This window comes from Couchioplanes caeruleus, assembly GCF_023499255.1.
GTDB classification, from domain to species: domain Bacteria; phylum Actinomycetota; class Actinomycetes; order Mycobacteriales; family Micromonosporaceae; genus Actinoplanes; species Actinoplanes caeruleus_A.
In genome coordinates this window covers 6,407,240-6,419,471 of sequence record NZ_CP092183.1, presented here as the reverse complement: position 1 = coordinate 6,419,471, position 12,232 = coordinate 6,407,240, and the positions used below count along the sequence as shown (strand labels likewise).

10 protein-coding genes are annotated in these 12,232 nt (G+C 72.6%); 9 read left to right on the top strand and 1 reads right to left on the bottom strand.

All coding sequences use genetic code 11. From position 1 onward, the window contains the following. Positions 1-28 precede the first annotated feature (28 nt). From COUCH_RS29625 to COUCH_RS29585, 9 genes are all read left to right on the top strand, one after another. Entirely contained in the window at positions 29-367 is a 339-nt protein-coding gene (locus COUCH_RS29625) for a DUF167 domain-containing protein (protein WP_249608500.1), read from the top strand. Further along, on the top strand, positions 364-1,872 hold the full coding sequence (locus tag COUCH_RS29620; RefSeq protein ID WP_249608499.1) for a potassium/proton antiporter: 1,509 nt from the start codon (positions 364-366) through the stop codon (positions 1,870-1,872). The genes COUCH_RS29625 and COUCH_RS29620 overlap by 4 nt, the downstream gene beginning before the upstream one ends. A gap of 319 nt (positions 1,873-2,191) precedes the next feature. Further along, positions 2,192-2,593, top strand: a complete 402-nt coding sequence (locus tag COUCH_RS29615) for a TraR/DksA family transcriptional regulator (protein ID WP_249608498.1) — start codon at positions 2,192-2,194, stop codon at positions 2,591-2,593. Continuing rightward, a complete protein-coding gene (lspA, locus tag COUCH_RS29610; protein WP_430640833.1) occupies positions 2,503-3,171 on the top strand; it encodes a signal peptidase II in 669 nt (222 codons plus the stop codon). Before COUCH_RS29615 ends, lspA begins: the two co-directional genes overlap by 91 nt. Beyond that, the gene (locus tag COUCH_RS29605; protein ID WP_249608496.1) at positions 3,168-4,094 is read left to right on the top strand and encodes an RluA family pseudouridine synthase; all 927 of its coding nucleotides are present in this window, start codon (positions 3,168-3,170) and stop codon (positions 4,092-4,094) included. Before lspA ends, COUCH_RS29605 begins: the two co-directional genes overlap by 4 nt. A 25-nt stretch (positions 4,095-4,119) precedes the next feature. Further along, positions 4,120-5,133, top strand: a complete 1,014-nt coding sequence (locus tag COUCH_RS29600) for a hypothetical protein (RefSeq protein WP_249608495.1) — start codon at positions 4,120-4,122, stop codon at positions 5,131-5,133. A 201-nt stretch (positions 5,134-5,334) separates the two neighbouring features. Further along, a complete protein-coding gene (locus tag COUCH_RS29595) occupies positions 5,335-7,038 on the top strand; it encodes a MinD/ParA family ATP-binding protein (protein WP_249608494.1) in 1,704 nt (567 codons plus the stop codon). Between the two features lie 82 nt (positions 7,039-7,120). Continuing rightward, on the top strand, positions 7,121-10,654 hold the full coding sequence (gene dnaE, locus COUCH_RS29590) for a DNA polymerase III subunit alpha (RefSeq protein ID WP_249608493.1): 3,534 nt from the start codon (positions 7,121-7,123) through the stop codon (positions 10,652-10,654). Positions 10,655-10,697: 43 nt separating this feature from the next. Beyond that, positions 10,698-11,513 (top strand): DUF2567 domain-containing protein, encoded by an 816-nt coding sequence (locus COUCH_RS29585; RefSeq protein ID WP_249608492.1) that lies wholly within the window; start codon positions 10,698-10,700, stop codon positions 11,511-11,513. Here COUCH_RS29585 and COUCH_RS29580 read toward each other — a convergent pair. Then, entirely contained in the window at positions 11,428-12,135 is a 708-nt protein-coding gene (locus COUCH_RS29580) for an LON peptidase substrate-binding domain-containing protein (protein WP_249608491.1), read from the bottom strand. The genes COUCH_RS29585 and COUCH_RS29580 overlap by 86 nt on opposite strands. Between the last annotated feature and the right edge of the window lie 97 nt (positions 12,136-12,232).

The following is a 12,232-nucleotide window of genomic DNA, read 5'->3' as shown; positions in this document are numbered from 1 at the left end:
ATCGATGGGAAGATCGGCACAATGAGGCATGGCCAAGCGGCGCGTGCCCCCTCCCGGATCCCGTGACCGGTCCCCTCCCGGCGGCGACGAGCGGAGCGTCGCGGTCAGGGTGCGGCCCGGCGCCGGCCGGACCAGCGTCGGCGGCCGGTACGACGGGCCGCACGGGCCCGCGCTGATCGTGGCGGTCGGGGCGCCGGCCGTCGACGGCAAGGCCACCGAGGCGGTGCGGCGCGCCTTGGCCGAGGCGCTCGGCGTACGCGCCGCGGCGGTCAGCCTGAAGCTCGGCGCGACCAGCCGGGACAAGGTGTTCACCGTCGTGGGTGACGTCGAGCGCCGCGTCACGGACCTGCGCGACGGGCCGGGATGAGCCCCAGGCTCGACCTTGCGCTGCTGCTCGGGGCCGGCGTGCTGCTCGTCGCCGTGGCCGCCGTCCGGCTCTCCACCCGCCTCGGGCTGCCCAGCCTCCTCGTCTACCTGCTCATCGGGATCGGCATCGGGGAGTCCGGGCTCGGGATCCGGTTCGACGACGCCGAGCTGACCCGTACGCTCGGCTTCTGCGCCCTGATCGTGATCATCGCGGAGGGTGGGCTGACCGCCCGCTGGACCGCGCTGCGACCCGTGCTCGGGCTCTCCGCGACCCTCGCGACGCTCGGGGTGGTCGTCAGCGTCGCCGTCGTCGGGGCGGTCGTGCACTGGGCGCTCGACCTCGGCTGGCGGCTCGCCCTGCTCTACGGCGCGGTGCTGTCCTCGACCGACGCCGCGGCCGTCTTCGCGACGCTGCGCCGGCTGCGGCTGCCGCCCCGGCTCGTGTCGACGCTCGAGGCCGAGTCCGGCATGAACGACGCACCGGTCGTGCTGCTCGTGGTGCTGCTCTCCACCGCCACCTTCAGCCACCCGTGGTGGTACGAGCTGCTCATCGTCGGTTACGAGCTCGCCGCCGGCGCCGCCATCGGTTTCGCCGTGGGCGCGGTGGGCCGGTGGCTGCTGCGGCACGCCGCGCTCCCGTCCGCCGGGCTGTACCCGATCGCTGCGGTCGGGCTGACCGTGCTGGCGTACGCGGCCGGCGCGGTCGTGCACGCCTCCGGCTTCCTCGCCGTGTACGTGGCCGGGGTGGTGCTGGGCAACGGCCGCCTGCCGCACCGCCGGGCGGTTCTCGGCTTCGCCGACGGGCTCGCGTGGCTCGCGCAGATCGGCCTGTTCGTGCTGCTGGGCCTGCTGGTGTCGCCGGACGCGCTGGTGTGGGCGCTCGTACCCGCGCTGGTCGTCGGTGTCGCGCTGCTGCTGCTGGCCCGTCCCGCGTCGGTCTGGATCTCCGCCCTGGCGGCCCGCAGTGTCCGCCGGGTGGGCTGGCGCGGGCAGGCCTTCCTGTCCTGGGCGGGGCTGCGCGGCGCGGTGCCGATCGTGCTCGCCACCATCCCGCTGTCCAGCGCGACGCCCGGCTCGGACGGCCTGTTCAACGCCGTCTTCGTCCTCGTGATCATCTTCACGCTGGTCCAGGCCGGCACGCTCGCCCCGGCCGCCCGCCTGCTCGGCGTGACCGCGCCGGCGGAGGCCGCGGAGATCCACGTGGAGACGGCGCCGCTCGAACGCATGCGTGCCGACCTGCTGCAGATCGACGTGGCGCCGGGGTCGCGGCTGGCCGGGGTGCACATCGACGAGCTGCGGCTGCCGGTGGGGGCGAGCGTCACCCTGGTCGTCCGTGACGACGCCGGCTTCGTGCCGGGCCCGGACACCCGCCTGCGGACGGGCGACAGCCTGCTGATCGTGGCGACCGCGGACGTCCGGGACGTCGCGGAGCGCCGCATGCGCGCGGTGAGCCGGCGCGGCCGGCTGGCCCGGTGGTTCGGTGAGGACGGCGTCGACCGCATCTGACCCGTCCAGCTGGGCGGTGCTGGGGCGCCGGGGCTGGGCCCGGTCGGGAATCCGACGGTCGGGATGGGCGGTTTCTACGGGTTGCGCCGTAACCAGACCGGTGCGCCGTGTTGTCGCTGCCCTTCACGTTCCGTATCCTTGCGTGCCTCAAGGAGTGCGCGGTCCCCATGGGCCGCGCCGTTCGTGCACGTGGGGCCGTGCACGCCGGCCGCGTGGGGGCGCGACCGGAGGACTGGACCAGGCACGGTGGGCGGCCGTGACCTGGTGACCGACACCGCCGATTTCGCCGCGCCTCGCCGCGCGGCTCAGGGGAGCGACGATGGCCAAGGCAAGCGAGAAGGCCGCGCCCGAGCGGTCCCGCAGCGAGGCGGAGACCGAGAAGATCCGGGTGGCGCTCGTGGAACGCCGTGACGAGCTGCAGGCGGAGTACGACCAGTCGCTCAGCGAGATCACCGAGCTGCAGCGGGAGCGGCTCGCCGACTCCGCCGGGGACGACCAGGCGGACACCGGGACGAAGACGTTCGAACGCGAGCAGGAGATCACGCTCGCGAACAATCTGCTGGAGCGGATCACACAGGTGGAACGCGCCATCGAGCGGCTCGGCGAGGGCAACTACGGTTGGTGCGAGCGATGCGGCAACGCCATCCCGGTCGAGCGGCTGGCTGCGTTCCCGGTCGCGACCCTCTGTGTGTCCTGCAAGCAGTTGGAGGAACGACGCTGAACGCCGACGAGGCAGCGGCCGGCGCTCCCGGCGCCGCGCGGCCGGGCCGGCCCGGTCTCGCCCGCCGGGCCGTGCTGGTCCTGGGCGGCACCGCGCTGATCGCCGTCCTGATCGACCAGATCACCAAGGAACTCTCGACCAACGGGCTCACCGAGGGCGAGCCGGTCCGCATCCTCGGCGGGCTGGTGTATCTGTCGCTGACCCGCAACAGCGGCGCCGCTTTCAGCCTGGGCAGCGGGTTCACGTGGGTGTTCCCGCTCGTCACGCTGGCCGTGATCGGCTGGATCGGCTGGATGACCACGCGGCTGCGATCCGTACCGTGGGCCGTCGCGCTCGGCCTCGTGCTGGGCGGCGCGCTCGGCAACCTGGGCGACCGGCTGTTCCGGGCCCCCGGCATGTTCCAGGGCCACGTCGTCGACATGATCAGCCTCTTCGGGCCGTACGCGGAGTATTTCGCGATCTTCAATGTCGCCGACAGTTGTCTGAGCGTCGGGGTGGTCCTCGCGGTGCTGCTCGAGCTGACCGGGCATCAGCGTGACGGATCACGGGTGACGAAGAAGGAGAAGGCGACCACATGACGGCCCGTTCCCTTCCCGTGCCGGACGGGCTGGACGGCATGCGCCTGGACCAGGCCGTGTCGCGGCTGTTCGGGCTGTCCCGCACGGCCGCCGCGTCGCTGGTCGAGAACGGCGACGCACTCGTCGACGGGGTGCCGCGGCCCAAGTCCGACAAGGTGGCCGCGGGCGCCTGGCTCGAGGTAACGCTGCCCGCGCCGGTCACCGCGCCGGCGATCGTGGCCGAGCCGGTGCACGGGATGGCCATCGTCTACAGCGACGACGACATCGTCGTGGTGGACAAGCCGGTGGGCGTCGCCGCGCACCCGAGCCCGGGCTGGACCGGGCCCACCGTCGTCGGCGGCCTCGCCGCGATGGGCCAGAACGTGGCCACCAGCGGCGCCGCCGAGCGGCAGGGAGTGGTGCACCGGCTCGACGTCGGCACCACCGGGCTGATGGTGGTGGCCAAGAGCGAGATCGCGTACAGCGTGCTGAAGCGGGCCTTCAAGGAACGCGAGGTGGACAAGCGCTACCACGCGGTCGTGCAGGGCCACCTCGACCCGCTGCGCGGCACGATCGACGCGCCGATCGACCGGCACCCCACGGCCGACTACCGGTACGCGGTCATGTCGGGTGGCAAGCCCAGCGTCACCCACTACGACACGCTGGAGGCCTTCCGGTCCGCGAGCCTGGTCGACGTCAAGCTCGAGACGGGCCGTACGCACCAGATCCGGGTGCACTTCTCCGCGCTGCGGCACCCCTGCGTGGGCGACCTCACGTACGGCGCGGATCCCACGCTCGCCGCCCGCCTGCAGCTGGGCCGGCAGTGGCTGCACGCCCGGGAGCTCGCCTTCCTGCACCCGCGTACGCAGGACGAGGTCCGGTTCGTCAGCGACTACCCTGACGACCTGGGGTACGCGCTGGACGTGCTCCGCGACGCGAGCTGACGACCGCCGCCGGAGGGGAAGTCCCATGAGGCCCGGGGACCGGATGATGCCGTGGGCGGCCCGCGGGCTGTCCCGCGGCGGCGTCGGCGCGCTCCGGCAGCGGCTCCTCACCGGCCTGGCCCTGGCGGGGGCCGCCGCGATGCTGATCACGGTGGTGACGATCACCGACCGCGGGCCCGGCGTCGAGAACCCGCCCGGCGACGTCGTCCGGGTGGGCGTCGTGGAGGGCCAGCCGGTCCCGGCGTACCTGCGCTCCAGCCGGGGCGAGCTGGCCGCGCTGCTGCCCTCGTCCGGCTCGCCGGTGGCGGGGGAGACGTGGGCGCTGGTGAGCTTCGCCGCGTACTACCCGCCCGACCGGCTGCCCGGCGTGCTGGACGGCACGGCGGTGGCCCAGGTCTACGCGCGGGCGCCGCTGCCCGACGTGCGGACCCAGGTGGTGAAGATCTCCGTCTACCGGATGCCGCAGGACGTGGTGTCCGGGATGCTCGACGCCGCGCTGGCCCGCGACCGGGAGCAGGCCGACTACCGCAAGCTCGGCGGGGAGCTCAAGGGCGACGGCGTCAACGAGGTGCGGCTGCGGCGGGCGTACGACACGGCCGCGCGGACGGCCGCCGCGGAAGCCGCCGCCTACCGGTCGCAGTGCGCCTGCATCTTCGCCGCGGTCGTCCGGGCCGCCCCGGTGGCGCTGAACCGCCTGGCGGAACGTCCCGAGGTGCGCGTGGTCGACCCGGCCCCCGAGGTGCGGCGCCTGGACCGTACGGAATTCCGGCCCGTCCTGCCGGAGACGCCCGACCACCTCGGCCCGGTGCCCCGCTCGTCGCCGGGCGGCACTGTTGCCCCGGAAACCCTGACACCACTACCCTCATCGACCGGGGCGAGTGTGACATCGGCCTCATCGCACGGCCCCATTCCGGGGTCGGCACTGTCCGCCACGGCGCCGGAGGAGAGCGCTGCCGTACCGTCCGCCCCGTCCGCCGGTCCGGGTCCCGATGTGCCGGCCTCGGCCCCGGGAGCATCCCGGAGCGGGCCCAGGCGTTAATTTCTCCGTCGGCGTCGGCCGGGAGGGCCGCCCCAACCGTACGGACGGATGCACGTGCGCGTGTGTTGTGCCGCTGGGTGATCAACGGATCGCGCATTTGCGGCTGTCAGGTGTGGCCCGAATAGGGTGGCGTCCGTAGCCTGTTGCGAGGCGACGACGCCGTCGAGGACCGAGTTCGAGTAGGCGCTGGGAGGACGAGCCGTGGACGGGACCGAGACCGGCTGGGGCCGGCCTGCGGAACCAGCCCCGCGTTGGCGGGCGCTGCTCGACCGCGCCCGGCACGGAGCCCGTACGGCCGAGGAGTCCGAGGCCGAGCACGACGATCCGGAGGCCGTCGCCCGCCGCCAGGCGAGCGCGCCGCCGCTGCCCAGCCGCCCCGTGGGCCGCCCGTTCAACCCGCTCGACCCCCGCCTGCGCGAGCAGCCCGGCCGGGACACCCCGCACAACGGTTACGCCCCCGCGCCGGCCCCGCCGCCGCTGCCGCCGGTCAACCCGCTCGAGCGGCGCGCCGGCCGGGCCAGCCTCGGCGAACGCCTCGGCGCCTCCGAGCCGCTCCTGCCGACCGAACGCCCCGCCGATCCGCGCGCCCACGACCCTCGCGGCCTCGACCCGCGCAGCCCGGAGCCGCGCGGCCTCGACCCGCGGGGCCCGGAGCCGCGCGGCCTCGACCCGCGGGGCCAGGATCCTCGCGGTCTTGATCCGCGTGGCCCGGAGCCGCGCGGTCTTGATCCGCGGGGCCTGGAGCCCCGGCAGGCCAACCGGCTCGAAGCGCGCCGGCAGTCCCGCATCGGCGAGGGCTTCCAGGCGCGCCCCGACGCCGAGCCGCACAGCTTCTTCAACCCCGCGACCCGCTCGGTGCCGCCGCCGATCGGCCGGGTCGCCCCCGAGCAGGCCCCGCCCAGCCGCGGGGCCGCCTCGGTCGGGTCCGCGTCCGTGCTCCCGCCGCCGCCCGTCGCGCCGCCCCCGCTGACCGCGCCCGGGGGGCCGTCGCCGCTCAGCGGGCCCGCCGCCGTGCCGCCGATGACCGGGCCGCCGCGCAGCGCCGCCGCGCCGACGTCGCCGGCGGCCCGCATCGAGTGGCGCCAGACCCGGCCCGAGCCGGAGGACCGCGCCGCCTCGGTGCTGCGGCGCAAGCTCGGCAAGCCGCGCGTGCTCGCCTTCGCCAACCCCAAGGGCGGCGTGCACAAGACGACAGCCACCGTGCTGGCCGCCGCCACCATCGGCAGCGTCCGCGGCCGCGGGGTGCTCGCGTGGGACGACAACGAGCTGCGCGGCACGCTCGGGCTGCGCGCCGGCAGCGCCCGGCACGCGCGCACGATCCGGCACCTGGTCAGCGACCTGCTGCAGATCGAGAACATGCACGGCAACGAGCTGATGCAGTTCTTCGACGGCTACCTGCGGCACGCCTCGGACGGGTCGTACGACGTGCTCGCCGGCGAGGAGAACCCGCGGTTCGCCCAGCGGCTGGACCAGGGCACCGTGCGGCGGGTGATGGACCTGCTGCGGCGTACCCATGACGTGGTCTGTGTGGACACCGGCAACAACGTCGAGAGCGTCAACTGGCAGACCGTCATGCGCAGCGCCGACCAGCTGGTCGTGACGACGGTGCCGCGCGAGGACGCCGCCTTCACCGCCGACTGGATGCTCGACGTGCTCAACGAGACCGGCATGGAGGACCTGGTCGCCAACGCGGTGACGCTGATCTCCTGCCCCTCGCCGGGCAAACTGCCGCTGCTGGACGACCTCGCCAAGCATTTCGCCACGCGCACCCGGGCGGTCGCGGTGGTGCCGTACGACCCGGCGCTGGAGGTCGGCTCCTCCATCGAGTACGGCGTGCTCCAGCCGGAGACCAAGCAGGCGTGGCTGCGCGCCGCCGCTGTGATGATCGAGCCATTCGCCGAATAGGCGGGTGTCAGCGGTGCCGTCCGCCGCGGGCCGGGACTAGGCTCGCAACGCCACAACCGCCGCGGGAGTAAGGGGGCCCTGGGTGTCTGACTCGTTCGTGCACCTCCACGTGCACACCGAGTATTCGATGCTCGACGGCGCCGCCCGGCTGAAGGATCTGTTCACCGAGGCCAACCGCCTCGGGATGCCCGCCGTGGCGATCACCGACCACGGCAACATGCACGGGGCGTACGACTTCTACACGCAGGCGACCGCGGCGGGCGTCACGCCGGTCATCGGCATCGAGGCGTACGTGGCCCCCGAGTCGCGCCTGCACAAGGCGCGCGTCAAGTGGGGCCGCCCGGAGCAGAAGTCCGACGACATCTCGGGTAACGGCGCGATCACCCACAAGACCATGTGGGCGCGCAACGCGCAGGGTCTGAAGAACCTGTTCCGCCTGAGCAGCCGGGCGTCCATGGAGGGCCACTACGTCAAGTGGCCGCGCATGGACATGGACATCATCGCCGAGCACGCCGAGGGCATCATGGCCACCACCGGCTGCCCCTCCGGCGCGGTGCAGACCCGGCTGCGCCTGGGACAGGACGAGGAGGCCTTCAAGGTCGCCGCGCAGTACCAGGAGATCTTCGGCAAGGACAACTACTTCCTCGAGATCATGGACCACGGCCTCGAGATCGAGAACCGGGTCCGCGACGGCCTGCTCGACATCAGCCGCCGGCTCGGCATCCCGCCGCTGGTCACCAACGACTCGCACTACACCCACGAGTCGCAGGCCGAGGCGCACGACGTGCTGCTGTGCGTGCAGACCGGCAGCAACATCGCCGACCCCAACCGGTTCCGCTTCGACGGCGGCGGCTACTTCATCAAGTCCGCCGACCAGATGCGCGCGGTGGACTCCTCCGACGCCTGGCTGGAGGGCTGCCGCAACACGCTGCTGGTGGCCGAGAAGGTCGACACCGAGGGCATGTTCACCTTCAAGAACCTCATGCCGCGCTTCCCGGTGCCCGAGGGACACACCGAGGAGTCCTGGTTCCGGCACGAGGCGTTCGAGGGGCTCAAGCGCCGGTTCCCGGACGGCATCCCGGAGACCCACATCAAGCAGGCGGAGTACGAGCTCGGCGTCATCAGCCAGATGGGCTTCCCGTCGTACTTCCTCGTGGTCGCCGACTTCATCCAGTGGTCGAAGCGCAACGGCATCGCGGTCGGCCCGGGCCGTGGCTCGGCGGCGGGCTCGCTGATCGCGTACGCGATGGGCATCACCGACCTGGACCCGCTGCCGCACGGCCTGATCTTCGAGCGGTTCCTCAACCCCGAGCGCGTCTCCATGCCCGACGTCGACATCGACTTCGACGAGCGCCGGCGCGGCGAGGTCATCCGCTACGTCACCGAGCGGTGGGGCGAGGACAAGGTCGCGCAGATCGCCACGTTCGGCACGATCAAGGCCAAGGCCGCGATCAAGGACTCGGCGCGGGTGCTCGGCTACCCGTTCGCGGTCGGCGACCGGATCACCAAGGCGCTCCCGCCGGACGTGATGGGCAAGGGCATCCCGCTGTCCGGCATCTTCGACAAGGAGCACAAGCGCTACGGCGAGGCCGGCGAGGTCCGCGCCCTGTACGAGCAGGACCCCGACGTCAAGAAGGTGATCGACACCGCGCGCGGCATCGAGGGCCTGATCCGGCAGACCGGCGTGCACGCCGCCGGCGTCATCATGAGCGCCGAGCCGATCATCGACCACATCCCGCTGATGCGCCGCGCCACCGACGGCGTGATCATCACGCAGTTCGACTACCCGACCTGCGAGACGCTCGGGCTGCTGAAGATGGACTTCCTCGGCCTGCGCAACCTGACGATCCTCGACGACGCCGTGAAGAACATCCAGCTCAACCACAGCAAGGAGCTGGACCTGCTGGCGTTGCCGCTGGACGACAAGCCGTCGTACGAGCTGCTCGCCCGCGGCGACACGCTGGGCGTCTTCCAGCTCGACGGCGGGCCGATGCGGTCGCTGCTGCGGCTGATGAAGCCGGACAACTTCGAGGACATCTCCGCCGTCCTGGCGCTGTACCGTCCCGGCCCGATGGGCGTCGAGTCGCACACCAACTACGCGCTGCGCAAGAACAAGCTGCAGGACATCACGCCGATCCACCCCGAGCTGGAGGAACCGCTCCGCGAGATCCTCGAGCCGACGTACGGCCTGATCGTCTACCAGGAGCAGGTGCAGCGCGCCGCGCAGATCCTCGCCGGCTACAGCCTCGGCCAGGCCGACCTGCTGCGCCGGGCGATGGGCAAGAAGAAGAAGGAGATCCTCGACAAGGAGTTCATCCCCTTCCGCGACGGCTGCCGCGAGCACGGCTACAGCGACGAGGCGATCCAGGCGGTGTGGGACGTGCTGGTCCCGTTCGCCGGGTACGCGTTCAACAAGGCGCACTCGGCGGCGTACGGCCTGGTGTCGTACTGGACGGCGTACCTCAAGGCGCACTACCCGGCGGAGTACATGGCCGGGCTGCTGACCAGCGTCGGCGACGACAAGGACAAGATGGCGATGTACCTGGCCGAGTGCCGGCGCATGGGCATCCAGGTCCTCCCGCCCGACGTCAACGAGTCCGCCGGCCCGTTCACGCCGGTCGGCAAGGACATCCGGTTCGGTCTCGCCGCGATCCGCAACGTCGGGCACAACGTGGTCGAGGCGATCGCCCGCTGCCGCGAGGAGAAGGGCAACTACCAGGACTTCTACGACTTCCTGTCCAAGGTGGACGCCGTCGCCTGCAACAAGAAGACGATTGAATCCCTGATCAAGGCCGGCGCCTTCGACTCGATGAAGCACAGCCGCAAGGGGCTGCTGGCGGTGCACGCGGAGGCGATCGACGCGTACGCCGACGTCAAGCGCAACGAGGCCGCGGGCCAGTTCGACCTCTTCGGCGCGTTCGGCGACGAGGCCGGGGGCAGCTCCGCGACCGTGGCCATGCCGCCGATCACCGACGGCGAGTGGGACAAGCGCGACAAGCTCGCCTTCGAGCGCGAGATGCTCGGCCTGTACGTCTCCGACCACCCGCTCGCCGGCCTCGAGCAGGTGCTGGCGAACGCCGCCGACACCACGATCGCGGCGCTCAACGAGGAGGGCTCGGTTCCGGACGGGCAGGTCGTCACGCTCGCCGGCATCCTCACCGGCGTCCAGCGGCGGATCACCAAGCAGGGCCGCGCCTGGGCGTCGGCCACGCTGGAGGACCTCGCCGGCGGGGTGGAGACGCTGTTCTTCCCCAACACGTACGAGGTCATCGGCCAGTACATCGCCGAGGACGCGATCGTCGTCGTGAAGGGCCGGGTCGACCGGCGCGACGACACGCCCCGGATCATGGCGATGGACATGTCGATGCCGGACGTGACGCACAACCCGGACACCAAGCCGATCACGCTGACCATGCCGATCACCCGCTGCACGCCGCCGCTGGTGTCCGAGCTCAAGGAGATCCTGGTCAGCCACCCGGGCGACAGCGAGGTGCACGTCCACCTGCTCAACGGCAGCCGCAAGACGGTCATGCGCCTCGGCGGGTTCAAGGTCGCGGCGACGCCCGCGCTGCGGGCCGACCTGAAGATGATCCTCGGCCCGTCGGCGGTCGCCTGATGGTCCGCGGCGCGCGCCCGGCGGAACCTGGCAGGATCGAGGCGTGAATCCCGGTCAGGAGCAGGGCCCGCCCCTCGACGAGCAGCAGCCCTCGTACCCGTACGGGCCGCCGCCGCCGGAGTTCGGGTTCGAGGCGCCCGCCCCGGCCCGCAGCCGGCGCCGGGCGGTCGCCGTCACGGCCCTGATCACCCTCGCGATGGCCGTCGCGGGCGGCCCGCTCGGCCTGCTCTGGTCGTGGCTGGCGCCGTCGGTGCCGGTGGTCAACGCCGGGCAGAACGGCATCGTCGTCAACGACCCGTCGCCGGAGGAGTACATCGCGGCCGACGGCTGGTTCACCATCATCGGCTTCGCGTTCGGCCTGGTCGCCGCGATCGTCATCTGGCTCGTGCTGCGCCGCGACCGGGGGCCCGCGCTGCTGCTCGGCGTGGTGTTCGGCGGGCTGGCCGCGTCGGCCACGATGTGGGGGACCGGGCGGGTCATCGGGCTGAGCGCCTGGAACGAGTGGCAGCGGCAGTCCGCCGTGGGGGACTCGTACCAGCGGCCGCCGGACCTGCACGCGCACGGGGCGCTGCTGGTGGCCGCCTTCGCCGCGGTGATCGTCACCACGCTGCTGGCCGGCTGGTCCAACGATCCGAACCTCGACCGTCCGGGCGCCAAACCCGGCTACGGTCAGGATCTGGACGGCCCCGCCCCGGACGCCCGGGAGCTGGACGGCCGGGAGCTGGACGGCCGGGAGCTGGACGGCGGGCCGTCCGGCGGCCCGGGTGGTCCGCTCAGTTCGGGCTCACCGGACGCGCCAGATCCGACAGCGGCACCGGCACCGCCCGCACCCTGGCGAGCAGACCCGCCTCGCGGTTGAGCAGCCGCAGCTCGGCGCGCAGCCGGGTGGCGGTGTCGGGTGCGGCCAGCAGTTCCTGCCGTTCGTCGGTGGTCAGCTGCGCGGTCGCGGCGACCAGGTGCGACAGCACCGTCGGGTCGTCGGGCACCTGGTCGAGCACCTCGGAGTCGGGGCGCAGCAGGTCCAGATAGGTCCGGAAGGCGGCCAGCACCCGGGGCGCCAGCAGCTCCGCCGTCCCGCCGCTCGTCTCCTCGTCGGGCAGCCACTCCACCTCGGCCGTCAGGTACGGGTGCGTCGCCGTCGCGAGGGTGACCACGCGGAACCGCCGCCGCCCGACCGTCACGATGTCGAAACGGCCGTCGGGCAGCTCGGTGACCTGCCGCAACTCGGCGGTGCACCCCACGTCGTAGAGCTCGCCGGTGGTGATCGCCGCGCCCGCGGGCGCCTCGCCGTCGCTGTCGGCGGGCAGCGCCTCCGAGCCGTGCCGCAACGTCACGACGCCGAACTCGTGCGGTTCGGTGTCGGTCGTGGCGACCAGGTCGCGCACGAGCGTGCGATACCGCTCCTCGAAGATGTGCAGGGGCAGGACCAGGCCGGGGAAGAGCACCGTGCCCAGCGGGAAGACCGGGAGAATCGCGCCCACGGCACGAGCGTATCGGCATGGTCGCTTTCCGCGCGCCTCCCGGAGCGGTGATCTTTGCTCCGGGCGTCGGCAAAAGCCGCATAGTCGCTCTTCTCAC